Raw genomic sequence first — 24,068 nt, forward strand, 5'->3', positions numbered from 1 at the left:
CTCAAGAAAGGAAGGTACCTTTCTAATTGAATACAACTCAACAAGGAGAAATAACATGTTTGGACACAAACGAAATCATGAATTCGGCAGAGGTGGAACCGGTGGTGCGGGATGCGGCAAGGGCCGCAGGTGTGGCGGTGGACGCGGCAGGCGCGGGGGCCAAGGCAACCGCAGAGGCCGTGGCATGGGCGTCGGACCGGCTTCCGGGCGTCACGGAGGCGGCGGTTTCCGGCGGGGCTTCGCGGAAGCCAACGGACCGGAACAGAGAGCTAAGTCCTTCACTGACACCCGCGACGGTCGGCCCGAGGAAGCCACCTGCCCCCTGTGCGACAACCACTGCCCCCTGAGTGATCCCGCCTGCCCGAAAGGCGAGGCCTACGCCGCAGGGAGGATATAACCATGCCCGACAACAGGCACCCCGGAAACGAGGGCCAGGATCTCGTCATGCTCTTCCGCCGCGCCGCCCGACTCATGGCCAGGGCGCACCATGGAGGAGAGCGTGGCCATCGCGGACATCACGCCCAACGCCATGTGCTCTCCCTTCTTCTGGAAAAAGGTCCCTTGCCCCAGAGTGAACTGCTGGAAATTCTGGATGTGCGCTCCTCCTCTCTCAGCGAGATCCTGGGCAAGCTGGAGCGCAACGACCTGATCACCCGTGAACGGAATGAAAGCGACAGGAGGAGCTTCATCGTCAAAGCCACTGAGTTGGCGCGGAAAACCCTGGGGGACCAGGGAATACCCAACGGGACGGCTCCCCTCTTCGCTTGCCTGAACGCCGAGGAACAGGATCAACTGCGCGCCATACTGCAAAAACTAATCGACTCCGCACAGGAGGCCCCCCTCTGCGATAAGCCCGCCTTCGAGCGAGGCGGTCCCGGTCGGGGCAGGCCCGGCAAAGGCAGAGGACAAGGCAGAGGCGAAGGACGCGGTAAAGGACGCGGCAAAGGAAAGGGAGGCCGCCGGGGCTGATCCGCCCAGCACCGAAACAGGTCGTACCCGACACCGTTGTCACCGCGTGACACGCCCTTTTGCAAAGGCCTACCCGAGAAAAGCAGAAAGAAGCCCCGAACCAAACGGTCCGGGGCTTGTTGTTTCTTGTCAGGGCTTCAAAGAAGCTACTTCTTTTCAGCCTTTTTCTTCGGGGCCGCTTTCTTCTTGGAAGCAGCCTTCTTTTTAGGCGCAGCCTTTTTCTTCGGAGCGGCTTTCTTTTTCGGCGCGGCCTTCTTCTTGGCAGCTGGCTTTTTAACCGGTTCCGTTTCCCTGGCTTCCTTCTCCGGAGCTTTGGGAGCCTCGGGCTCGGGCACCTCGGCAATCTCCGCCTTGGGAGTTTCCTTGGCCTCCGCCTTGGGAGCCTCGGCGGCCTCTGCTTTGGGAGCTTCCGCCTTGGGGGCTTCCACGGTCTCAGCCTTTGGAGTCTCAGCGGCTGCTGGCGCGGGAGCTTCCACCGCCTCAACCTTGGGGGCTTCGGCGGGGGCGGCTTCCTTGGAGGCCGCTACCGGTTCGGACTTGGCTTGCTTACCTGGGTCCGCCTCCTTGGGCGCGTCGCCCTTGGCCTCGGAAGCGGCCTTTTTCGCGGCCTTCTTCTTGGCGGGCGGCGTACCCTGCTCGATCCAGGTGGTCTTTTCCAGGAGGGGCTTGCGGTGCACGTCCTTCATGGACAGGCACTTGGTCGGGCAGGCGTCGCGGCAGTAGCCGCAGTACACGCAGGCGTGCGGATCGCACTGCCAGGTGCCGGCCTGCTTGTCGACGATGATGCACTGGCTGGGGCACTTGCGCTGGCAGGTGCCGCAGAAGATGCAGTTGTCGATGTCGATGACCAGCTCTCCGCGATACATGGGGAAGGCCTCGCGCACCTCGAAGGGATATTTCCGGGTGGCGGGCTTCTTCAGCAGGTTCTTGACGACGATGGGTGTAAACAGCATGGCACGTCCTCCTAGCGTTCGGTGCAGCTGATGCACGGGTCGATGGACAGGATGATGACCGGCACGTCGGCCAGCTCGCATCCCGGCATCATGGCCAGCAGCGGCGGGATGTTGGCGAACGTGGGGGTGCGGATGCGCAGCCTGTCCAGGTGCTTGGTGCCGTTGCCGCGAATGTAGTAGACGCACTCGCCGCGCGGCTGCTCCACCCGGGTGAAGACCTCGCCCTCGGGCGGGTTGCCCTTGACCTTGGCGCGCAGCTCACCCTCGGGGAGCTTGGCCACGGCCTGGCGCACCAGATCCAGGGCCTGAAGGGTCTCGCGGAAACGAACCGTGGAACGCGCCCAGCAGTCGCCGTCGGTCTCGACGATCGGCTCGAAGTCGAGCTCTGCGTACCCGCCGTAGCCGAGCATGCGCATGTCCTGGGCCACGCCGGAGCCTCGCAGGGTCGGCCCTGCGGCGCCCAGCTCGTAGGCCTGTTCCTTGGTCAGCACGCCCACGCCGCAGGTGCGGGCCTTGACCGTGTAGTCGTTCATGATCGTATCCTGCAGGGCGCGGACTTCCTTCTCCACGATGTCGATCTCGGACAGGATCCAGCGGATCTGTTCCTGGGAGAGGTCGGCGCGCACGCCGCCGATGACGTTGACGGAGACGATGACCCGGCTGCCCGTGGTGGCCTCGTTGATGTCCATGATCCGCTCACGCACTTTCCAGAACTGCATGAACAGGGATTCGAAGCCGAAGGCGTCGGCGAAGAGGCCGAGCCAGAGCAGGTGGGAGTGGGTGCGGTGCAGCTCGCTCCAGATCACGCGCAGCAGCTCGGCGCGCTTGGGCACCTCAATGCCCATGAGCTCCTCGAGGCCCTGCGAATAGCAGACGGCGTGGATCATGGAGCAGATGCCGCAGACGCGCTCGCACACGGTGATCATCTGGTGATAATCGCGAATATCGGCCAGTTTCTCCAGGCCGCGGTGCACGTAGCCAAGGGCCGGGATGGCCTCCTTGACGATCTCGTCCTCGACCTTGAGGGTCAGGTGGACCGGCTCCGGCAGTACGGGATGCTGCGGGCCGAAGGGAATTACGGTAGTAGCCATGGCAGCCCCCTATTGCTTGGACTCGATCTTGACGTTGGAGACCAGGGGAACCTGGGTCACCTCGGGGTCAAGAAGGAGCGAACGGTTGAAGTCAAGGACCAGGCCGTCAAACTTGACGTCCCACTGGTCGCGAATCTCGTTTTCCACCAGCAGGGCGGCGAAGAGCACGCCCGAGATGGAGGGAATGGGCTTGCCCATGTCCGCCTCAAGGCGCAGGTGGGTCACTTCCAGGTTCTTGTCGAAATGGTACAGGATGCCGATCGTCTTCTCGTCCGCCTGATAGGTGGAATAGGTGACCAGCCTCTGACCGTCGTTCTTCAATTTCATGACTTCGCTGACGAGAGTGTCGGCGGTCACGTCGATTATATTACCTTGCATTTTTTACCTCTTGTGGCCGTCCTAACCGGCGTCTTCGACTTTTTCCGCGAACTTGGCCAGTCCGGCGACCACGCCGTCGATGATGGCTTCCGGCTTGGCCGGGCAGCCCGGGACATAGACGTCCACGGGTATGACCTTGTCCACGCCGCCCACGACGTTGTAGGCGTCACGGAACACGCCTCCGGTGTTGCCGCACGCGCCGATGGCGATGACGGCCTTGGGCTCGGGCATCTGATCGTAGATGTTCTTGAGCACCTTCTTGTTCCGGTGGTTGACGGTTCCGGTGACCAGCAGCACGTCCGCGTGCTTGGGGTTGCCGACGTTGATGATGCCGAACCGCTCCACGTCGTAGAGGGGGGTCAGGCAGGCCAGGACCTCGATATCGCAGCCGTTGCAGCTACCGCAGTCGAAATGCATGATCCACGGTGACTTGGCGCGAGATTTCTTGATGAATGATCCGAACATGATTTACCCCGCGTACAGCCAGATGAGGTTTACGACGGACATGCCCATGCCGAGCAGCCAGACGCGCTTGAGCATCCAGCGCCAGGTCATGCGGGCCATGGTGTTGTCCACCAGGATTTCGAGCAGGTAGGTGCCGATGAGCAGCACGGCCATCCAGGCCACGTTGGTGGACCAGAACAGCGCACACAGGCCGAGCACCAGGACGGTTTCGTACCAGTGGGCGATTTCGACCAGGGCCAGGTAGGGGCCGGAGTACTCGGTGAGCACGCCCTTGACCAGTTCCTGGTGACCGTGGTGGGAGGTTGAGAAGTCAAAGGGCGACTTTCGCAGCTTGATGGTCAGGGCATAGCCCAGGGCCAAGTAAAGCAGCGGCATCTTGGCGATGAGCGGCTGATCAAGCTGCCAGACCGCCTCAATGGAGAAGGAGCCCGTGACCAGGAAGAAGCCCACGAACACGAGGATGAGCACCGGCTCGTAGGCCAGAATCTGCATCAGCTCGCGTTGCGCGCCAACCTGGGAGTAAGGCGACTTGGCGGCCATGGCGCCCATGACCAGGAAGACCGCGCCCACTGCCTGGACAAAGAAGACCAGCAGCAGATCGCCCTGGGCAAAGAACAGGGCCACGGAGACCGCGGCGGCGATGAGGTAGACCCAGGCGCAGAGAATCTGCCACTGGTTTACCACCATCTTTTCCTTGCCCAGCAGTTTGGCCACGTCATAGAAGGCCTGCATGATGGGCGGGCCCTGACGGGACTGGAACCAGGCGGTGATGCGGCGGTCCAGACCGGCGATCAGGCCGCCGACAAGCGGGGCCACCACAATTCCGATGATGACGAGTATGAGCGTATTCATTAGAGAGCCCCTCCCAGCATGAGAACGATCAGGGCGACCGCCAGCGAATTGAAGACCGGCGTGAGCTTGCCTTCGGCAAAGAGCTCACCCAGGTACATGTTGCCCGCGGCGTAAGCGACCGGGCCGTTCATGGGTCCGATGTAGGTGCCGTCCATGTCGGCAGGGGTGTTTGCGCCGGCCACGTAGGGAGGCGCGATCCTCGTCTTGCGGAAGCCGGAAGCGGCCTTCATCGCATAGAGGAGCCCCAGACCGAGCACGATGAACAGCGGGACCACCACGAAGGAGCCGGAGACGGCGTCCAGGGAGCCGAAGCTCAGGGTAAACGGAGGCGCGTTGAACATGGGGGCGACCATGGAGTTGTAGATCCAGGGCGAGCCCAGGGACAGGATCACGGCTGCTGCGGCCAGAGCCATCAGCGGCAACCGGATCAGCGCGGCCTGGCGCTCGGGAGCGGCGTCGGCGGCGCGGGAGGCCATCAGCGAACCGGCCCAGCGGGACAGGTAGACCATCATCAGAGCGGAGCCCATGGCCAGCATGACGATGACGTAGATGTTGGAAGCGCCCGCCTCGATAGCCATCCACTTGGCCATGAGCACGCCGAACGGCGGCAGCATCATGGTCAGGATGCCGATGACGGTGATCATCGCGGTGCGGGGGAACTTGGCGTACAGGCCTCGCATGTCCTCCAGGTCACGGGACCCGATGGCATGTTCGATGGTGCCCACGCACAGGAAGAGCAGGGACTTGGAGATGGCGTGGAAGAGAATCATCATCACTGCGGCGGTAATGGCGAGCGGGGTGTTGATGCCCGCGCAGCATATGATCAGGCCCAGGTTCGCCACCGTGGAGTAGGCGAGGATCTTCTTTCCGTTGGACTGGCCGACGCCCAGCGCGGCACAGGCCAGGAATGTGAACGCGCCGCAGATGGCCACGCCCGTGGAAAGGAAGGTACCCTCAAAGGCCGGGGCAAAACGCAGGATCACGTATACGCCCGCCTTGACCATGGTGGACGAGTGCAGCAACGCGGAGACCGGAGTCGGCGCGACCATGGCACCGAGCAGCCAGGACTGGAACGGCACCTGCGCGGCCTTGGTGAACCCGGCCAGGCAGATGAAGCCCACGCCCGCGACCATCAGCGCACCCTGCGGACCGGCTGCCAGGATGGCGGCGATGTCCAGGGTGCCGGTCTTGGCGTAGACCAGCATCATGCCGATGACGAAGGCGAGACCGCCCAAGGAGTTCATCCACAGGGCGCGAACGGAGTTCCGGGTGGCTATCTCGGTGGCGTCGTGGCCGATGAGCATGAAGGAACACAGGGTGGTCACTTCAAAGAAGAAGTAGAGCCAGAGCACATTGTTGGCCAACACCAGACCGTTCATGGCGCCCAGGAACAGCACCAGGAAGAAGAAGAACCGGGGCTGGCGCGACGTCTTCAGGTGCAGATGCTCTTCATGCTCCTTCATATAAGGAAGAGCATAAATGCAGATCAGGGAACCGATGATGGAGATGACCAGGACCATAATGATGGACAACTGGTCGCCGGCCAGCGCGGGCACTTCGGCGTGCTCCACCACGAAGAACTCGAACCAGGCCAACAGCACGGCCTGGGCCAGGGTAAAACCCTGAATCAGCAGGTTCTTGTGTTTGAGACCGTAAAAGAAAATGACACCGAGCAGAGCAAAATCCATGACCGTAATCAGGAAGTCGCTGCCGATGCCGAGGAATGAACCGACGGCTATCGGTTCAAAGGCCCCCTTTCCCAGCAGAGCCAACGATGCGAGCGTAAGGATCGCACCGTTGGCCACGACTGTCAGCTTTCGGACGGCACTTGACCGAACGAAGTAGCAGACCAGCGCCGCCGCAACGGGCAGGAGGATGAGAAGAAGTAGCAGATTCGACATGAAGACCTCGTTTCAAAAAGTTGAATCCGGGCACGGTCGACACGCGAAAACCGGATCACCTCCTACCGGATTTCGATGGCAAACGCACCTTGACCTGAGCCTAATAACCTAGGGTCATTAGGGGAAGTAAGCCATCGCGTCAAGGGGGGTTCCGAAACTGTTTGGTCAACAAATTGTTAATTTAACACACTGTAATAACAGTGTATTGATTCAACGCTTGACTCACCGCTCAATCAATTCCATACAAAAAAAGAGGAAAATTACCGAAAAAACTTTCCTTGTGCTCAACTTCACAAAACAGAGGGTGTTGAAGTATAGATAATGTCGATTGCTTAGATCAAAAATAACCGAGACTGGTGAGGGTATTCAGGACCGATTCCTTGGCAGGATTTCGCCCGGCACGCTCACCGCCGGAAGCGCCGGGTTCGGCGGTGCACGGAAGGCAGCCCAGGGAGCGGTATCCCCGGTCATAGAGTTTGCAATGCGGGATGTTGAAACGATGGTGCAGGGCCCAGATATCCGTCTCCGTCCAATCGAGTAGCGGATTGACCATGACATGGTCCGGGTCCTTGCGGGGCTCCAGGGGCTGGCGGCCAGCGCGATCCGGGTGCTCGTCCCGACGTATGCCAGTGATCAGATGCGTAGTCCCTGTCTCACGAATAGCTCGCCTGAGCGGCTCCACCTTGAGTTCGCGGCAGCACGCCACCGGATCGGCGGCCAGGGGATAGCCGTCCAGAGCAACCTCAGGCCGGGCAATGTGCAGGTTAATGCCCCACTCTGCCGCGAGCCTGTCCCGGAAGGCCACGACCTCCGGAAACTTGCAGCCGGTGTCGAGGTTGATGGCCTGTACCGGCCCCAGCCCCCGATGATCGAGCAGCGCCTTCCAAATGAACAGGGCCACGGTTGAGTCCTTTCCCCCGGTCCAGGCCACGCGGATGCCTTCAGACCCGACCTTGTCCAGGAGGTCCGAGAGAAGCTGCTCGACATCACGTATTTTTTGTTCCAGGGAGTGCTCGTTCATGGTTCCGCAATTCTCGGTAAAACGCTTGTTATAATGGCACGCCGCCATTACTTGGGCTAGCGTTCTTCCATGACACAAGAAAAAATGCAACTCATCGACGACCTGGTAACCCATGAGCGCCATTGCGTGCTGGCCACGACCGACGGCATAGAACCCCTGTGCTCGCTGATGACACTCTTCGTGGATCATGCGGCGATGAAGTTCTACTTCCTCTCCCGGAAGGACTCCCGCAAAAACATAAACATCAAGAAACACCCGCACGTGTCCATTCTCATCGACCGGCGGGACCAAGGTGTGGCCCTGACCGTCCAAGGCGTATACGCCCCCATCAAAAGGGCGCAGACCGTGGAGGCCATCACCAAGATGTTCCTACGCAAGTATCCGGAATTGGAGGAATTCGCCAACCACCCGGACACGGAACTGCTGAGGGTGAACGGCCAATCAGCCCAACTCATCCAGGGCGTAAACGAAAAATTCTCGACAAAATTAAAGAATTCCTAAAAAAATCCCTTGACGTCTCGGGGTGTACGGCATAAACAGTCCTTCCACCGCGCGCCCGTGGCTCAGCTGGATAGAGCATTCGGCTACGAACCGAAAGATCGCACGTTCGAATCGTGCCGGGCGCGCCACGAAAGCAAAGGCCCTCCACCGACAAGGCGGAGGGCTTTTTCGTTCCTGACCGCCAGACCTCCCGGCACCCCCCTCGGGCCTACCAACTCCTTGCAATCTCTGCTATCGTCCGGCCATGAAGTGTCCCAGTTGCGGCAAATCGCTTAACCCGCGCGCCGTGCGCTGCACAGGCTGCGGAACCCGCCTGATCAGGCCCAGCGACAAGCTGGCCAGAAAGATGACGGCCGGGCGCGGGCTCTCCCTGGCCTGCGGCGGGCTGCTCGTCTGGCTTGCCGTGTTCCTCTTCTTCAACGACGCCATGCTGTTCGGCACCATCACCGCCGTGGCCGGAGCAGCGCTCCTGTTCCTCGGCAAGACCATGAACCGGAGATGAACATGCACTCCACGGCGCTCAAGACAGCCCTTGCCGCTCTGGCCACCGCCCTGCTCATCTTTCTCCTATACCGTTATGCGGACCGTCCCCTGGCCGAGGCGGCCTTCGCCCTCAGGGACACGGCGTGGCACAGCATGGCCAAATCCCTCTCCCTCGCGGCCGACCACCTGTTTTTCACTTTCCTGATTGCCGCAGGGCTTGTGGTGGGAGCCCTGGACGGGCTGCAAAACGGCCTGACCGCCCGCTCAAGGCACGTTCTCCACTTCTGCCTGAGCGTGGCCTGCGCAATGCTGATCGGAGACGCCCTCAAGGAAGTGTTCGGCCGGGCCAGGCCGCCACTGCTCTTCACCAAAGGAATCTACGGGTTCTTCCCCATGGCCGGGGACTACCTGCATTATTCCTTCCCCTCCGGGCACACCCTGCGCATTTTCTCCGCCATGACGGCGCTGGGCCTGATCCTGCCCCGGCTGCGCTGGCCAGCCTTGGGTGTCGCCCTGGTGGTGGGCGCAAGTCGAGTCCTCGCCCTGAAGCACTATCCGTCGGACGTGCTCTTCGGCGCATTTATCGGCATCACCGCCGCGGTCTGGGCATGGCGGCTTCTCTATCCCTACGGACGGGAACGTCGCTAGGCACACGAAAAGACTCCGGTAGCAGGCCGGAGAAATCACTCAGACAAGATGCCTGGAAACCGAACGGAGGGAGCGCCCTATTCGCAGCCCTTGAAGCCCAGCTTCTTGAGCAGGATGGAGGGTGGGCAGAAGCCCGTGAAGGCCGACTGGAGCAGGTTTGCGCCCACAAAGGCGGTGAACCAGAGCCAGTAGGGGGAATGGAAGTAGGCCAGGGTCAGGCTGAGCAAAATGAAAAAGCCGGCCATGCCGCGAACGATGCGTTCGATCATCATAGTCTCACTCCAGGTGCGTTGTCCGGCTGCCGGGGGCCGGATCGCCCAGAGCCAGCCCGCCCGCCAGAAAAGTCATGGTCCCGAGATCGCCAAAGGTGGTTGCCTGACGCACGGTCAGTCGCACTGGTTCGCCGTACTCCACCTTGAACGGCTTGCCCACTTCCAGGGGGGAATTGCCCGCCGTGGCAACCAGCTTGTCGCCGGGGCCGTTGGACCAGGCCGCCTCAAGCACGTATTCCCCTACGGGCAGCCTGTAGCTGCCGCCGGAGGTCCAGGGGATGAGCAGGGACTGACCGCTGTTGCAGGCCAGCCGCAGGGCATGCACCCTGCGCGGCTCGATGTCCACATAGAACTCCGCCGTTTCCGCTCCGGGAGTCTCGCGCACCACCCGGTAGCGCACCGCGCCGGTCCTGTCCGACGCCACGGCGTACCGTTCCAGAAAATTGCCGGGATCGAGTATGATCTCCCAACCCAGGTCCTGGCCGTTGTTGGCCCAGGGAATGGCCACGAACCCCTTGAGGTTGACCACCTCCTGCCGGTCACTGCCCCAGATGCCCTCCATGATGAGCTGATCGCCGACCACAGTGCGCAGGACCTGGCCGTCACGGACAAAGGTCGGATTCCCGTTGAGCCAGCAGACGAACACGGGTTTGTCGTCGGCGCTTCCGGCGGGCATCTTCCCGGTCCAACGGACACGGGTCTTTGCCACCTGCTTGCCGTCGCTCCGCAGCTCCAGCTCGGTGAACGGCTCCAGGGCCATGCGCCGGGCCTTGATCAGGTTGACGCCGGGACGGTCCGAGGCGAACAGGGCCAACTCCGGGGAGAACGCCTGAGGACCGGAGGACTCCTTCTCCACGGACAGGGTCGCGCCCGGAGTCAGGCTGATGGCCGAATTCCCTTCCATCAACCGGCCGTTGACGCGCACGCGGACATCCTTGCGGGCGTATGCACGCACGTCGGCGTCGGTGAAGTCGGGCGGGGTGACGGACACGCCCAGGCGATTCAGAAGCATCACCGTGGCCGCCAACTGCTGGCGCACCTTCCAGTCGATCTGTCGGATGTCCTTGGATACCTCCACGGCCATGGCCGGGATGCCGACCTCGGCCAGCGCGTAACAGGTCAGCGACTTGCGCATCTCGGGGTAGTCGGTGGCCTTGTCGAAAGTCCGGGTATTGAACAGCTTGAACTGGTAGTCACTGGCCCCGATGGAGCGGTTGAGCTCGTCCAGGACCGAGTTGACGGTGTGGGCCAGGTCGATCTTGTCATAGACCAGGGTGTCAACGATGATGGACTGGCCGTAGCGCATGGGGTTGCGCAGGTTGTCGATGTACGTGGGGTGATAGAAACCGCTGCCCTCGTGCAGATGGATGAAGGCGTTGCTCTGGGCCAGCAGGTAGCGGATGACGCGGGCCACGCGGTCTTCGTAGAAGCGGTTGTAGTCCCGGTCGAAGCGCCGGTTCATGTCAACGTTGATCTGCCGCTTGTGCAGGTTGATCGACGGCACGTTGGCCCGGGGCAGGATGAGCAGGTTGCCGCGCGTGACCTTGGCCTGAGTCAGAAGCTGAGCGGTGATGAATCCGGCAGATTCATCGCCCTGTATGCCGCCCTGGACCATGATGGTCGGCCCGGGCAGGGGGCCCTCCAGATAGACCACCTTGAGGGGATACTGGGTATCCGCAAAGAACGAGTGAACCCAGGACTCCGCTGAAGCGGGCGAAGCCGCGAGAAAGACCGCCAGGGTCAACGCCATCAGAAAGAATACACGTTTCATTGCACCACCACCTGACTCCCCCCGGGGAATCCGGCCGGCGTACGGCGGGAGCCCGGATTACCGTGTCCGCCGGACGCGTCCGGCCTGCCGGCGGCCCGGCTAGGAAAGAATATGGTAGAGGGGGTATGTTTCGGCAAAGATCACCCCTCCGTCCTTGCCCTTGATCTCGAGCCGCAGCCCGAACAGCTCTTTCCTGTCCACACCGTCGGGAAGGACGAAAACGGTCTGGATGCGCTTGAAGCGCTGAATCTGGAAGCTGAGATCGCTCTTCTTGACGTTGGCGTCCTGCGTGGAGCCATCTTTCTTCACCAGCGCGATATCGCCCTGCCCCACCACCGAAGTGGAGGTCTGCAGGTTATTGAGCTCGAAGCTCACGGAAATCTTCTGCCCCGCAATCTTGGCCTGGATGTTCTCCACGCCCACCTGCTGGGTGTCCACGCGGGTGAATACCTTGTTCAGGTCCACCTCGGGGGCCTCGGGCTCGTTTTCAGCCTCGTTGGTGGCGGCGGCCAGCAGGGATTGCAGTTCCGCCGGATCGTAGGACTGGAGTATCTTCTCCATGTTTCCCAGCCGCTCCAGCCGGACCTCGGCGCCCACCAGGCGCTGCTCAAGCTGCTTGTTCTCGCCCCGAAGATCGTTGTTGACCTTGAAGCCCCGCACGCCCATGTATATGCCGCCCGCCGCGCACAGGAACAGGAAGACCTGCATGAACACGAACATCTTCAGCCAGAAAGGGCTCACGCGATAACGCGTCACGTCGCGGTCGTCACGCATGAAGAGTACGCTGTATTTGGAATTACTCACCGTGTCCGTCTCCACTGCTCGCTTTCGATTTTCCAGGACTTCCCGTCAGGCACCAGGACCATGGTCTTGCGGCCGAAATCCGAATAGCCCGCCTTGTCTGCAAATGTCTGATCAAAGGCCACCTGCAGGCCCTGGGGATGCATCGCGACCGTCAGGTGATCAACGCCGACCCTAACAGGCGGCGTCTTGGCCCACAATGCCTTTTTGTAATCAACAATGCTGGTTGCGCCGCTCCGGTTGCCCTGCACCGCCTGCGGCGCGTAGAGCGAGCCGTAGGCCTCGGTGTCCATGCCGAGCCAGGCCTTGCGCCACGCCTCGACTACTGCCTTGGCCTCGCCGGTCTTGGCAGCCAGGTACTTGTCGGTCAGGTCCTCGCTTGCGGGAACATACTCGCGCCCCACGATCCGCCACCGGCCGTCGGCGTCCTGCTTCCAATAGAATCGCTTGCCCGTGGTCGAAGCCATGCCCGTGGTGCGATAGTACTGGTCGAACCAGGTAACCCAGTAGTCCGGTCCGGGCAGGGCGCGGATGTTGTCGACCATGACCTGAATCCAAGCCTTGGACGCGAAAATCCGCCGTTTGTGATCCACGAACCCCTTGAAGTCCTGCCCCTCGGACAGGGTCATCAGGGCCGGGTCGTAATGCTTGAAAAAGTCGTCGCTTTGCTCCTGCCAGGTCTTGGCCCAGTCGCGCAGCTCACTGGCCAGGGAGTCCGCCACCACCTCGTTCTCGCCGGGATCGGCGGTCCACTCCACGTCCCTGGCGATGACCACGGGCATGCCGTAGCTGATCTCCTTGGACATGTAGCGCATGTCCGGAACCTTCAGGGCGACGCAGCCACGGGTGTCGCGGGGCACGAAGGTCTTGCCCCTCCCGTGAATCCAGATCCCCCCCCCGGTCTTGCCGTTGATGCGGTCGACCGGATTCGGATAGTTCAAGGAATAGGCAAGGTTGCCGTACAGGTCCCAGTCCAGGTCCTGATTTATGCGGTATCCCACGAAGTAGACGCCCTCGGGCGTGCGCAGGTCGCCTTCCACGAGCTTGTCGCCCTCGGACTGTCCCGTGGTGCACGGGAAGCGGTAGAGCTCGTGCAGGGGCGAGCGGCGCTCCAACATGAAGAGCGTCTGGTCTTCCTTGTCCACGGCCACCATCCTACGCGGACCGTAGTCATGGGACGACAAGGTGGGAGTCCACCCTCCGGCCAGGGCCGGAGCGGTGCACAGCATCAGTGACAGGACTACGATCAATAGGCGCAAAGCCTGACAACTCCTTGCGGTCGGTTTCCCCTTCCCGAACGACCCCGGGACTACCTGCCTCCTGCGGACAGCAACTCGGCGCGGGTAAAGATGGAACGCAGTTCCAACCCGGCTTCCTTGAGCTTTTCGCGTCCGCCCTCTTCACGGTCTAAAACGGCCAGCACGCCGACGATCTCGAGGCCCGCGTCCCGCACGCGTTCAGCCGCCGTGATCAGGGTGCCGCCCGTGGTGCAGACGTCCTCCAGGAGCACGACCTTGTCGCCCTCGCCGAAGTTGGCCAGCCCTTCCAGGTACTGGTTTGTGCCGTGCCCCTTGGACTTCTTCCGGATGATGAACCCCGGCATGGGGCGACCTTCCAGATGGGAAACAACCGTCACGCTGGACACCAGGGGATCGGCCCCCAGGGTCATTCCGCCCACGCCCTTGGCGTCGATATCCTTGAGCATATCGACGAAGAGTCGGCCGATGAGGTAGCTCCCCTCGGCGTGCAGGGCGGTCTGCTTGCAGTCAAAGTAGTAATCGCTCTTCTTGCCCGAGGTCAGGGTGAAATCCCCCTCGCGGTAGGAGAGCTCCAGCAGGAGTTTGGCAAGCTTGGCTTTCATGTCGTTCATGTTATTTCCCCTCGAAGACGCGAGCAAAGACCACATCCTCGTATCGCTTGTAATACGAGGGGTCGAAAGCTTCGTCAAGGTCGTTAGATGCAAGGTGTTTGTTTACTTCCGCATCCTGGCGGATCTCATCCTCGAACTGGACTTTGTTCTCCCAGCAGCGCATGGCCACCTTCTGGACCATCTCGTAGGCGGCCTGCCGCTTGAGGCCCGTGGCGATGAGCTTGTTGAGCACACGCTGGGAATAGAACAGCCCGAAGGAACCCATCAGGTTGCGCTGAATATTGTCTTCTTTGACAACCAGCCGCTCCAGCACGCCGCACATGCGGTGCAGCATGTAGTCGATGAGGGCGGTGGTGTCGGGCATGATCACGCGTTCCACCGAGGAGTGGGAGATGTCGCGCTCATGCCAGAGAGCCTGGTTCTCCATGGCGGCCAGGGAGTTGGACCGGATGACCCGGGCCAGGCCGCAGAGGTTCTCGGCGGAAATGGGATTCTTCTTGTGCGGCATGGCCGAGGAGCCCTTCTGCCCCTTGGAGAAGCCTTCCTCCACCTCCAGCACCTCGGTGCGCTGCAGATGCCTGAGCTCCAGGCCGAGACGCTCGATGCCGCCGGCCAGCATGGCCAGGGCGGTGAAGAACTGGGCGTAGCGGTCGCGCTGCACGATCTGGGTCGAATGCGGGTCGGCCTTGAGGCCGAGGATGGCGCAGGCGCGCTCCTCCAGCTCCGGGCTCAGATGGGCGAAGGTGCCCACCGCGCCGGACAGCTTGCCCACGCGGATGTTCTCGCGGGCCGCCTCGAAGCGCTCCTTGTGGCGCTGAAATTCGGCGTGGAATCCGGTGAACTTGAGGCCGTAGGTGGTGGGCTCGGCATGAATGCCGTGGGTCCGGCCCATGCAGATCAGGCCCTTGTGGCGGTAGGCCATGTCCTTGAGGACGTCCAGAATACGGTCGATGCCCTCGGCCACGATGGCGCCCGCCCGAGTCAGGAGCACACCGTTGGCGGTGTCCACGATATCCGAGGAGGTGCAGCCAAGGTGGATGTACCGGGAACTGGGGCCGACCTTCTCCTCCACGGCGGTGAGGAAGGCGATGACGTCGTGCTTGGTGGTCTCCTCGATCTCGAGGATGCGGTCCAGTTCGAAATCCGCTTTCTCATGGATCTCGTCGCAGGCCTCCTGCGGCACCTCGCCCATTTCGGTCCATCCCTTGGTTACGGCCAGTTCGACCTCGAGCCAGACCCGGAACTTGTTTTCCAGGGTCCACAATTCCCTCATCGCCGGACGGGAGTATCTATCTAACATGGTCTCTCACTCTCCGGTCGCCGAAAGGTTCAGGAAACATCCGCCGACGGTCCGGCCCCATGCCGGGCACGACCTTCGAGGGCCGACGCAATCCGTCTCTGTCCCGAACTTCCGGCAACCCTATAGTTGTCGAGTTCTCTTTCTCGCGTTGCGTGCGCGGTGCGAAACATAAAAAAAGGCAGCCAGGGCTGCCTTTTCCGTGCATTTACGATGCGGAGCCCGCGGATGACGTATCCGAGGCTTTCGCGGGTGCGGGTTTGGCCCCGGAATCTTCCGGGCCGGTCTTGGCGGGTTCCGCCGCCTTGCCCGGTGTGGAACCGGACTTCTTTCCGCCGTAGCCGTCGGCATACCAGCCGCCGCCCTTGAGGTGGAAGGAAGAATGGGAAATGAGCCGCTTGGACTGTCCACCGCACTCGGGGCATTCCATGTCGCGGTCCTCGAAACCCGACTGCCACTCCTCGAAAACGGACTGGCAGTCCCGGCATTGATATTCATAGATGGGCATGATCGCGCAACCTGAAAATCGTGATGTTCACAGTAAATGACGGCAGATCAAGAACCTGCCGCCGCAAGGCGCGGAAAAGCAAGTGCGCCGGAAATCCCTCCAGGGGATGGATCCGGACAACAGCGCCGCCGCGCCTGACCAGACCTTAGGCCTTGGCGGCCTTGGCTTCCTTGATGGCGGCCTTGATCGCCTTCTGGCGGCGATGACGCTTGCGGTCCAGTTCCTTCTTCCGTTCGTGCTTCTTGTGACGTGCCATGATGGTCTCCTTGATATTTCGGCCCCGTATCGGGCTTTTCTTTCTTGCGAGCCGTGCTACATAAACCATTCGAAGCCGGTTTGTCCACCCCCCGGACCGACGAAATTCTCCCTTGACTCCCCCGGATATGATGACCATATTCCCAATTCCAACGAAAACAACCCGAGAGGTTTAGTATAATGATACGCAGCGTCAGTGTAAAAAGTGCAATCAAGGATGCCCTGAAGGTATTTCAGTTCGACCAGTGGGTCCGGTTCTACTTCGTCGTCGAAAAGGGCGAGGAACTGTGGATCGAAATCCCCCAGGAAGTCTTGGACGCCCTGAAAGAGGACGATCCGGACATGCACCGCTACGCGGACCTGATCAACAACGCGATCACCGACTACAACCGCTCCCAGGAGAACGTCTGCTCCTACATCGCGGGCCGCCTGGACGGCCAGAAGTACGAACAGACCGTCCTGCCCCAGGTCTTCGACAACTCCACCTTCAAGGTCGAGATGTACATCTTCAACGTCTGGCTGAAGATGCATGAGCCGCACCTGGACGAGGAGTACATGGACTTCGCCGGATGGATGGAAATGTATGACGGCTGGAATTCCCTGGACGAGGTCAAGGCATACCGCGCCAAGCTCGTCGAGTCCGGCACCGACCCGCAAGTCCCGGACTGCACCACCGCCCAGTAGGCGATACGGTGCGAAAAAGCCCCCGCCTCCAAATTGGAGCCGGGGGCTTTTTCGCGCCGCAAGTCCGAAGGACGCCGTGACGAGCCCTCTACTTCTTTCCGTTCTTTTTCGGCTTCTTCACGCTCGTCACCTTGCCGCCCTTACCGGTGATGACCACCTTACCGCCGGGCTGTCCCTGGGAGTTGTTCCCGGAATCGTCGCTGGCCGAGGCAACGAGTACGCCCGGCGCGGCGCAGAATGCTGCCTGTGCCGCCGGAACGGACAGAATCAGGCTCAGGGCCAAGACCAATGTAAACAGAACCGTTTTCAACACTATTCCTCCCGGTGAGACGAAAGCAAGATGCATGCCCGGCAACATCGAGCCGACACGGGCGTTTTGCGGGAAATGCGGCCAACCGGCGTGCCCAAAAATGCGCAACTGAGGACGACTGTTTCCCACCGGTTCCGGTGTAGCCGCCCCCTCGGCGGGGTGTCAACTCACTGAGACAACCCCTGGTCCAGATAGAGAGTGGACACGGCCTTGTCGATGGCCCTGAGACCCGCGGCGTCACCCTTTTCGGTCAGCCCGAGAAATTTCAACATGCCGCCCCTGGTATAGACAATGTAAACCACCGCCGAGACGGGCCTGCCGTTTTGTCCGGTGGCGTCCATCTCAAGCCGGAGCACGGCTTTGTCGGAATCGTAGTTGGCCCGGCGCAGATGGACCGGGCTTTCCGCCCTCCATCCTCTGGAACGGCCTGTGTCCCGCTGAAGCTGCCTGACAACGTGCCGGTTGAATTCCGAGATGGCATTGCGCGAGACCACCCTACCGGAAAGCTTGGAGACAAGCAGGCAGACCGAGTCGGAGCCGTTCAGGACATACCCGGCCTCCCAGCCTGCGGCCAGGGCATCCAGACCGTCTTCGACCAGGGCAAAGCGCTCCAGGCGGGCATTCTCCGCCACGGACCAGCCGTCGCCCAACCAAATGGTATAGCCGAGATCGCGGTTGTAATAGGGGAGCGACGCTAGGGCCGGGGCCGCAAAAAGCACACAGAACAGCAGTGCGGCGACAAGAACCGGCAATCTGTATCGATGAGGAAAAGCCATGGGGGACCTCTGCTTCACGGTTGCGAAGCAGGCAGAGCAGAGAGGCAATATAGGCCAGGAGCCGAATGAAGGCAACAGGGAACCCGACCTTATTTTTCAACGGCGAAGCCATGTCCGCCACGACCCTGACCACCCGACCGATACAACGGGAAAACGTATATTCTGCCTTTTTTTCATTCCTCCCCTTTTCACAGCCGCCGATTTTTCATATATTAATTGTGGAATCACAATTCGTCATCGCCATGGAGGTACATCATGAAGAGCTACACCTGTATCGTGGAAGGCAAGGTCACCGGTGGCAATTTCCAATCCTGGGTTCAGGATGCCGCCAACCAGTTGAATCTCAAGGGATGGGTCCGAAACATCGGCGACAAGAAGGCTGAAATTCTGGTTCAGGGCGACGCCGACGCGTACAGCGCCTTCAGGGAACGTCTCAAGGACGCCCCGGTGCCCGACCTCGCCGACATCTCCTGTCACTCCCTTGAATACGACAAGGAACACACCGAATTTGCCGTGCGGGGGTAATCCCGCCGCATAATCCGATCCGGCACAGCCGAATGCGCTCCGGCGCGAGTCACACTGCGTCCGGCGATTCCGGAACCCCCGGAGCGCCGGGCGCTCTGCGCTGAAGCGAGCAGAAAAGGGGTTCCTCTTCAGGCCGGGACTGCGGCCGCTACCCGGTTGTCCACGCCCCTGCCAACCAGGCCGACCATTTCGAAGCGGCCCCAAGTAGATTGCTTTTGCCCCAAGGGCGGAAAAAAGCTATCCAAAACCCATGCCCGATGTCCGCCGTCTTTCCATAGCCGCCAAACTGCTTGTCTGGTCGGGCTCATTGATTGTCGTCTTCCTGGCCGTCACCGCCTACCTCATCGGCCAGGTGCGCAGCGACGCCAAGGAGGCCGAGCGCATCGTGAAGGTCAATCACGACCTGGACTCCTCCATTCAGCGCATGCTGGAGCGCCTCGTCTCGGTTCAGGACAACATCCGCCGCTACAAGCTCCTCGGCAACGAGGACGCCGTCAAATTCATCGTCGAAGATCTTACCCGGTTCGGGGAAATCCTGGAAAAAACCCTGACCCGACACCCCCGGTACAAAACCGAGTGGCAAGTCCTCAGCGAGGATTTCGAGATCACGCTTGATCCCGTTCCCGGCACAGGGGCGAACCTCGCGCCCGACGCCACCGTACTGGAGTGGACCGACATCCTGGAACAATCGCAACTGGACAACCAGGCAGACCTGGAGCTGGCCCTGACCCGCCAATACGAAGCGGGCGAGCGCGCCTCGCGCATCGGGCTATACGGCCTGGCCCTCTGCCTGGCCATCGGTCTCGGCGGCGGCCTTGCCCTGGCCTGGTCCCTGAACCGCTCCCTGACTGAAATCCGGCGCGGAATCCGGGAGTTGGGCACCGGCTCCACCCCGAAGGACGTGCGCGTGCTCTCCGGGGACGAATTGGGCGAACTGGCCCTGGCCTTCAACGCCATGGCCCACCGACTGCGGCGTGAGGAGGCAATGCGCGCCGACTTCGTCGCCATGCTCAGCCATGAAATCCGCACCCCGCTGACCTCCATTCGCGAGTCCGTTGATCTTATCGGTTCGGGCGTGTTCGGCGAGGTCAATGAAAGGCAACGCGAGTTCCTGTCCATCGCCGAAAAGGAGACCGTCCGCCTCTCCGGCCTCCTGTCCCGGCTGATGACGGTCTCCCGCATGGAGTCCCAGTCCCTTGAGCTGGCCGTGGAAAAGGTGGACTGCAACGAACTGGCCTCCTCGGCCCTGGAGCGAATAGCACCCGCTGCCGAGGCAAAGGGCATCCGCCTCGAGAGCCGCCTGCCCGAGCCCTCGCCCGTCTGCCTGTGTGACAAGGGACACATCCAGCAGGTGCTGCTCAACCTGCTGGGCAACGGCGTGAAATTCTCTCCCGAAGGAGGCGCGGTCTCCGTGTCGGTCTCCCGGGAACCGAAGCGGACCGTCTTCAGCGTGACCGATTCCGGGCCGGGCATCCCGGAGGAAGAACGGGAGCGCGTATTTCTCAAGTACTACCGCGAACCGGGCGTGCGCGAGAGCGTGGACGGGGCGGGCCTCGGCCTGGCCATCGTCAAACGCATCGTCGACGCCCACGGCGGCAAAATCACCCTGACCGGCGGGCCGAACGGAGGCAGCGTCTTCCGCTTCACCCTGCCCGACCCCGAGGACAAGCCATGACCGCACCCCATATTCCCACCGTCCTGGTGGTGGACGACGACGAAAACATACTCCGGGTCCTGGAGGCCCGGCTGCTTTCCTCGGGCCTGTCCCCGCTGCTGGCGGACCGGGCCGAGACCGCCCTGGAGATGCTCGCCGACAACGATGTGGACTGCATCGTCTCGGACGTAAAGATGCCCGGTATGGGCGGCCACGGGCTCCTTCAGGAAGTACTGGCCAACTGGGCGCATATCCCGATCATCATGCTCACGGCCCACGGCACCATCCCGGACGCCGTGGACTCCATCCAGTCAGGGGCCGCCGACTACCTGACCAAACCCTTCGACGGCAAGGAGCTCGTCCGGCGCATCCGCGCGGTCATCGAGCGGGGACCGGTTTCGCAGGATGGTGGCACGCCCGCCGCGCCAGCGAAAACGCAGCCAACCGGAGGCTCGCCGCAGGAACGCCTCTGGGGCGGCAAGGCTCCGGCCATGGCCCGTTTTCTGGAACTGCTGGAGCGGGTGGCGCGAGCCACCGTCCCGGTGCTGCTCCTGGGCGAGTCCGGCACGGGCAAGGAGATGGCCGCGCGCATTCTGCACGAACACTCTCCGCGCGCGGACGGTCCCTTTGTGGTCGTGGACTGCGGCTCGACCCAGCCCACCCTGCTGGAGAGCGAGCTCTTCGGCCACGTCAAGGGTTCCTTCACCCACGCGGTCAAGGACAAGGTGGGGCTCATGGAGGCGGCGGACGGCGGCACCCTCTTTCTGGACGAGATCGGCAATATCTCCCCGGAGATGCAGACCCGGCTGCTGCGCTTCCTGCAGGAGGGCACCCTGCGCCGCGTGGGCGACACCAGGGAACGATCGGTTTCCTGCAGGGTGGTGGCCGCCACCAACGCCGACCTGCGCGCCAGGGTCGCGGAAGGGGAATTCCGCGAGGACCTCTACTATCGGCTCAAGGTGGTGACCCTGACCATCCCGCCCCTGCGCGACCGCATCGAGGACATCCCCGAGCTGGTGGAACGCTTCACGGCATCCCTGGCCGCCGAGCAGGGCATGAGCGGGGTCACGGTGGACGGCAGGGCCATGGACAAGATCATGGCCCACCCCTGGCCGGGCAACGTGCGAGAGCTCAAACACGCCATCCAGGGTGCCCTGGTCTTCTGCCAGGGCGGCGTCATCCGCCCGGACGATCTGCAGATCGACCCGGTCCCCGATGACTCGCCCATCCTGTCCGGCTCGGCCCTCTCCCTGGAGGAAAACGAAAGACAGGCCATCATCCGCGCCCTGGAACACGCCAACGGGGTAAAAAAAGACGCGGCGGACGCCCTCGGCATCAGCCGCAGGGCCATCCACTACAAGATCAAGAAATACGGACTGGGCAACGGAGGAGATTGACCCGGCGGGTCAAATTGCCCCACCGCCGGGCTTGCAAGTGGGCAACCGCTTGGTATATGTGTCAACTTCAGTCAATGCCGTTTTGTCCGCGACCGTCCAGGAGACGCCACCCATGCCCGAAACCAACATCCTGCTCAAATCCGGTACCAACGAACTCGAAATCGTCGAATTCTATCTCGACGAGGAAAAGAGCACGGGCGAGTACCGTGGCTACTACGGGATCAACGTGGCCAAGGTCCTGGAGATTCTCCAGATGCCGGAACTCACCGAAATGCCTGAGGTGTCCCACCCTGCCGTGCTTGGCGCCTTCAACCTGCGCGACGAGATCATTCCCCTGATCGACCTTGCCGGATGGCTGGGCAGGAAGCGGAAGGAGAAGGAACCTCCCAAGGTCATCGTCACCGAATTCAACCGCACCAAGTCGGCCTTCCTGGTCTCCGGAGTCACCCGAATCCACCGCATCAACTGGAACGAGGTGGAAGCGCCCACGGACTACGTGTCCTCCCTGACCGCCAACTCCATCACCGGCGTGGTCAAGATTTCCGGACGGATCATCTTCATCCTGGATATGGAAAAAATCTGCGCGGAGCTCAACCCCAACGCCGCTCCCATCAAGGAACCAGCCGAAGAGATCAAGACGGCCATCCGCACCCGCAAGGTCAAGGCCCTGGTGGCCGACGACTCGACCATGGCCCGGAACATCATCGTCTCCATCCTGCAGAAGGCCGGGTTCCAGGTCCACGCCGTGGAGAACGGCGACCTCGCCCTGCGCCACCTGCGCGACTGCAGACGCAAGGCTGCGGACCAGGGCAAACCCCTCTCCACCTTCGTGGACGTGGTGGTATCCGACATCGAAATGCCGGTCATGGACGGGCACACCCTGACCCGCCTGGTCAAGGAGGACCCGGACCTGAGGCACGTCCCGGTGGTTCTCTGCTCTTCCATCATCACCGAGACCCTGCACCACAAGGGTGTGGCCGTGGGAGCCGACGACCAAGTATCCAAGGCCGAACTCAACGAACTGGTGGACCGGGTCTACGCCCTGCTCGACCAGCCGTCGGCCTAGCGCCTCTCTTCCGGCAACGACACCGACATGAAAATCCGGGCCGCCGACAAGTATTTTGCCTACATCGCCAAGGCGTTTCCGGTCATGTGCGCGTCCGGCGCGTTTTCGCTCATCCCCCCTGCGGCCGATGCGGCCAAGCGGCTCGACCGCCTCGACGACCTTTCCGCGAAAGGCATTGCAAAACATGTGGATCGGCTGAAGCGGTTCGTCAGGGACTTCGAGACCGCCGAGACCAAGGCGGACAATCTCCTTGACCGGGCCACGGCCCGCGCCCTGCGCCACAGCGCCTCCTGCGCGGTGACTGAACTGGAATCGGTCAGGTCCTGGGAGACTTCACCCGCCCTGTACCTCCAGGTGGCCTTCACCGGGTTGGAGCACGCCGCGGTCCTGCCGAGCAAAAACGAGCGAGTCCGTGAAAAACGCTTCCTCAAACGGCTCAAGGCGGTGCCCGGGCTCCTGGATCAGGCCCGGACCAACATCAAGGGCGTGAGCCCTGCGGCCAAAGGGCTGGCCCAGACCATGATCCGCGACTGCGCGCGCCACCTGACCACTCTCTCCCAGAGCAGCCTGGGCAAGTCGCCCCGCCCCTTCGAGGATTGCCTCACCGCCCTGCGGGACTTCGACCGTTTCATGGCCGTCAGCCCGGAAAATGTGGAACAGGACGGTCCGTCTTTTGCCGCCATGGCGGAGGGCGTACTGGGTACGGACAGAAGCGCGGAAGAAATGTTCACTGTGGCGGAGCGCGAGTTTGCCCGCCGGGCCGAGGCGTTGCGACGACTGGAGACAGAGGTGGGCACGGACTGGAAGGCGGCCCTGGAGAGCTATCCCGGCCCTGAGGATGGCGACCTTGCTGCCACGGACGTGGTCATCAGGGAGATCCATAGGCTGCGCAGCTTCGTCTTCGAATCCCCTCTGGGACAGGCGTTCCGGGATGGAGGACTGCGCATAGAACGGCAGCCGCTCTACCTGGCGTCCACCCTGCGCCCCATTCACTACGACCCCGCTCCCGGAGCCGGGGAAGACGAACCCTCGCGCTGTTACGTCAGCCCGCAAATTTTCTCCGGCCGGGGTTTCCGCGACGACCCGGCCCATCTCGGCCGCATGCGCCGGGAATTCCCGTTCCTGGCGGCCCGCCAGTCATACCCGGGACGGCACCTGGTGGACACGCAACGTCGTGCCCTGGAAAAAACGCCCATGGCACAGGTGGCCAGCCCCATCTTCATTGCAGGATGGCTGGGCATGGCGGAAAACCTGTTGGAGGAACTGGGATACCTCCGCTCGCCCCTGGAGCGCATGGTTCACCACCGGCGCGGCCTGGCAAGGGCGGCGCTGGCCATGATCGACGCAGGCCTGGGCATGGGCGACCTCGACCAGGACAGGTGCATGACGATTCTCCGCCAGGCCGGATACTCCACCGCCGAGTCCCTTGAGCGGGTCCGCACCATCAGGCTGCAACCCGGCAGCCGCGTCATGCCCGTTCTGGGCACACATGAACTCGACGAACTCAGGCGCTCCTCGGGCCTGGAACTGCCCGATTTCTGCCGAGCGCTCTTCGCCCACGGGCAACTCGCCTTCGCCGACCTCGGCGAACTCATGAAGCAATAGCATACCAGCCGCTAC

The 24,068-nt window shown here is 62.1% G+C and carries 27 protein-coding genes and 1 tRNA gene; 12 read left to right on the forward strand and 16 right to left on the reverse strand.

All coding sequences use genetic code 11. The features are described from left to right. Positions 1-55 precede the first annotated feature (55 nt). Both GM415_RS01560 and GM415_RS01565 read left to right on the forward strand, forming a co-directional pair. A complete protein-coding gene (locus tag GM415_RS01560; RefSeq protein ID WP_158946090.1) occupies positions 56-397 on the forward strand; it encodes a hypothetical protein in 342 nt (113 codons plus the stop codon). Between the two features lie 2 nt (positions 398-399). Beyond that, positions 400-969, forward strand: a complete 570-nt coding sequence (locus GM415_RS01565) for a MarR family winged helix-turn-helix transcriptional regulator (protein ID WP_199244321.1) — start codon at positions 400-402, stop codon at positions 967-969. A gap of 146 nt (positions 970-1,115) precedes the next feature. Here GM415_RS01565 and GM415_RS18025 read toward each other — a convergent pair whose 3' ends face one another. The 7 genes from GM415_RS18025 to GM415_RS01600 form a co-directional block, all read right to left on the reverse strand. Beyond that, positions 1,116-1,922 carry a 4Fe-4S binding protein gene (locus GM415_RS18025; protein WP_242012312.1) on the reverse strand — a complete coding sequence of 269 codons (807 nt, stop codon included), beginning with the start codon at positions 1,920-1,922 and terminating at the stop codon, positions 1,116-1,118. Positions 1,923-1,933: 11 nt separating this feature from the next. Next, positions 1,934-3,013, reverse strand: coding sequence for a hydrogenase large subunit (locus tag GM415_RS01575; RefSeq protein ID WP_158946091.1), 1,080 nt, complete (start codon positions 3,011-3,013; stop codon positions 1,934-1,936). A 9-nt stretch (positions 3,014-3,022) separates the two neighbouring features. Further along, positions 3,023-3,391 (reverse strand): NADH-quinone oxidoreductase subunit C, encoded by a 369-nt coding sequence (locus GM415_RS01580; protein ID WP_158946092.1) that lies wholly within the window; start codon positions 3,389-3,391, stop codon positions 3,023-3,025. 21 nt (positions 3,392-3,412) lie between these two features. Then, positions 3,413-3,856, reverse strand: coding sequence for an NADH-quinone oxidoreductase subunit B family protein (locus tag GM415_RS01585; RefSeq protein WP_158946093.1), 444 nt, complete (start codon positions 3,854-3,856; stop codon positions 3,413-3,415). A gap of 3 nt (positions 3,857-3,859) precedes the next feature. Next, positions 3,860-4,708: a respiratory chain complex I subunit 1 family protein gene (locus GM415_RS01590; RefSeq protein ID WP_158946094.1), complete on the reverse strand. Its 849-nt coding sequence runs from the start codon at positions 4,706-4,708 to the stop codon at positions 3,860-3,862. Then, a complete protein-coding gene (locus tag GM415_RS01595; RefSeq protein WP_158946095.1) occupies positions 4,708-6,609 on the reverse strand; it encodes an NADH-quinone oxidoreductase subunit 5 family protein in 1,902 nt (633 codons plus the stop codon). The genes GM415_RS01590 and GM415_RS01595 overlap by 1 nt, the downstream gene beginning before the upstream one ends. A 337-nt stretch (positions 6,610-6,946) precedes the next feature. Next, a complete protein-coding gene (locus tag GM415_RS01600; RefSeq protein ID WP_158946096.1) occupies positions 6,947-7,630 on the reverse strand; it encodes a phosphoadenosine phosphosulfate reductase family protein in 684 nt (227 codons plus the stop codon). A gap of 69 nt (positions 7,631-7,699) precedes the next feature. On the opposite strand from GM415_RS01600, the gene GM415_RS01605 reads away from it, so the two are divergent. The 4 genes from GM415_RS01605 to GM415_RS01620 all read left to right on the forward strand — a co-directional run bounded on the left by GM415_RS01605 (position 7,700) and on the right by GM415_RS01620 (position 9,262). Next, on the forward strand, positions 7,700-8,131 hold the full coding sequence (locus GM415_RS01605) for a pyridoxamine 5'-phosphate oxidase family protein (protein ID WP_158946097.1): 432 nt from the start codon (positions 7,700-7,702) through the stop codon (positions 8,129-8,131). Between the two features lie 51 nt (positions 8,132-8,182). Then, positions 8,183-8,259: transfer RNA gene (locus tag GM415_RS01610), tRNA-Arg, on the forward strand. Positions 8,260-8,375: 116 nt separating this feature from the next. Continuing rightward, the gene (locus GM415_RS01615) at positions 8,376-8,633 is read left to right on the forward strand and encodes a zinc-ribbon domain-containing protein (protein WP_158946098.1); all 258 of its coding nucleotides are present in this window, start codon (positions 8,376-8,378) and stop codon (positions 8,631-8,633) included. 2 nt (positions 8,634-8,635) lie between these two features. Then, the gene (locus GM415_RS01620; RefSeq protein WP_158946099.1) at positions 8,636-9,262 is read left to right on the forward strand and encodes a phosphatase PAP2 family protein; all 627 of its coding nucleotides are present in this window, start codon (positions 8,636-8,638) and stop codon (positions 9,260-9,262) included. Positions 9,263-9,339: 77 nt separating this feature from the next. On the opposite strand, the gene GM415_RS01625 is transcribed toward GM415_RS01620, so the two are convergent. The 7 genes from GM415_RS01625 to GM415_RS01655 all read right to left on the reverse strand — a co-directional run bounded on the left by GM415_RS01625 (position 9,340) and on the right by GM415_RS01655 (position 15,781). Beyond that, complete coding sequence (locus GM415_RS01625; RefSeq protein ID WP_158946100.1) at positions 9,340-9,534, reverse strand: YgaP family membrane protein; 195 nt, start codon at positions 9,532-9,534, stop codon at positions 9,340-9,342. A 4-nt stretch (positions 9,535-9,538) separates the two neighbouring features. Beyond that, on the reverse strand, positions 9,539-11,305 hold the full coding sequence (locus GM415_RS01630) for a M14/M99 family metallopeptidase (RefSeq protein ID WP_158946101.1): 1,767 nt from the start codon (positions 11,303-11,305) through the stop codon (positions 9,539-9,541). A 99-nt stretch (positions 11,306-11,404) separates the two neighbouring features. Next, positions 11,405-12,109 carry a hypothetical protein gene (locus tag GM415_RS01635; RefSeq protein WP_158946102.1) on the reverse strand — a complete coding sequence of 235 codons (705 nt, stop codon included), beginning with the start codon at positions 12,107-12,109 and terminating at the stop codon, positions 11,405-11,407. Next, positions 12,106-13,365, reverse strand: coding sequence for a L,D-transpeptidase family protein (locus GM415_RS01640; protein WP_199244322.1), 1,260 nt, complete (start codon positions 13,363-13,365; stop codon positions 12,106-12,108). Before GM415_RS01640 ends, GM415_RS01635 begins: the two co-directional genes overlap by 4 nt. A 50-nt stretch (positions 13,366-13,415) precedes the next feature. Continuing rightward, on the reverse strand, positions 13,416-13,976 hold the full coding sequence (gene pyrE / locus GM415_RS01645; RefSeq protein WP_158946103.1) for an orotate phosphoribosyltransferase: 561 nt from the start codon (positions 13,974-13,976) through the stop codon (positions 13,416-13,418). A 1-nt stretch (position 13,977) separates the two neighbouring features. After that, complete coding sequence (purB, locus tag GM415_RS01650) at positions 13,978-15,276, reverse strand: adenylosuccinate lyase (RefSeq protein ID WP_158946104.1); 1,299 nt, start codon at positions 15,274-15,276, stop codon at positions 13,978-13,980. Between the two features lie 205 nt (positions 15,277-15,481). Next, positions 15,482-15,781: an FmdB family zinc ribbon protein gene (locus tag GM415_RS01655; protein WP_158946105.1), complete on the reverse strand. Its 300-nt coding sequence runs from the start codon at positions 15,779-15,781 to the stop codon at positions 15,482-15,484. Between the two features lie 435 nt (positions 15,782-16,216). On the opposite strand from GM415_RS01655, the gene GM415_RS01660 reads away from it, so the two are divergent. Then, entirely contained in the window at positions 16,217-16,720 is a 504-nt protein-coding gene (locus GM415_RS01660; RefSeq protein WP_158946106.1) for a hypothetical protein, read from the forward strand. A gap of 88 nt (positions 16,721-16,808) precedes the next feature. Here the strand turns inward: GM415_RS01660 and GM415_RS01665 are convergent, their stop codons facing one another. Both GM415_RS01665 and GM415_RS01670 read right to left on the reverse strand, forming a co-directional pair. After that, the gene (locus GM415_RS01665) at positions 16,809-17,033 is read right to left on the reverse strand and encodes a hypothetical protein (RefSeq protein WP_158946107.1); all 225 of its coding nucleotides are present in this window, start codon (positions 17,031-17,033) and stop codon (positions 16,809-16,811) included. Between the two features lie 164 nt (positions 17,034-17,197). After that, positions 17,198-17,806, reverse strand: a complete 609-nt coding sequence (locus GM415_RS01670; protein WP_158946108.1) for a hypothetical protein — start codon at positions 17,804-17,806, stop codon at positions 17,198-17,200. A gap of 255 nt (positions 17,807-18,061) precedes the next feature. On the opposite strand from GM415_RS01670, the gene GM415_RS01675 reads away from it, so the two are divergent. The 5 genes from GM415_RS01675 to GM415_RS01695 all read left to right on the forward strand — a co-directional run bounded on the left by GM415_RS01675 (position 18,062) and on the right by GM415_RS01695 (position 24,053). After that, positions 18,062-18,331, forward strand: coding sequence for an acylphosphatase (locus tag GM415_RS01675; RefSeq protein ID WP_158946109.1), 270 nt, complete (start codon positions 18,062-18,064; stop codon positions 18,329-18,331). A 250-nt stretch (positions 18,332-18,581) separates the two neighbouring features. After that, positions 18,582-20,006, forward strand: coding sequence for a HAMP domain-containing sensor histidine kinase (locus tag GM415_RS01680; RefSeq protein WP_158946110.1), 1,425 nt, complete (start codon positions 18,582-18,584; stop codon positions 20,004-20,006). Then, entirely contained in the window at positions 20,003-21,382 is a 1,380-nt protein-coding gene (locus GM415_RS01685; protein WP_158946111.1) for a sigma-54-dependent transcriptional regulator, read from the forward strand. The genes GM415_RS01680 and GM415_RS01685 overlap by 4 nt, the downstream gene beginning before the upstream one ends. Positions 21,383-21,494: 112 nt before the next feature. Beyond that, positions 21,495-22,448 (forward strand): chemotaxis protein CheV, encoded by a 954-nt coding sequence (locus tag GM415_RS01690; protein ID WP_158946112.1) that lies wholly within the window; start codon positions 21,495-21,497, stop codon positions 22,446-22,448. Between the two features lie 27 nt (positions 22,449-22,475). Beyond that, positions 22,476-24,053, forward strand: coding sequence for a DUF885 family protein (locus tag GM415_RS01695; protein ID WP_158946113.1), 1,578 nt, complete (start codon positions 22,476-22,478; stop codon positions 24,051-24,053). Positions 24,054-24,068 lie beyond the last annotated feature (15 nt).

The sequence above is a fragment of the Pseudodesulfovibrio cashew genome (assembly GCF_009762795.1).
GTDB classification, from domain to species: domain Bacteria; phylum Desulfobacterota; class Desulfovibrionia; order Desulfovibrionales; family Desulfovibrionaceae; genus Pseudodesulfovibrio; species Pseudodesulfovibrio cashew.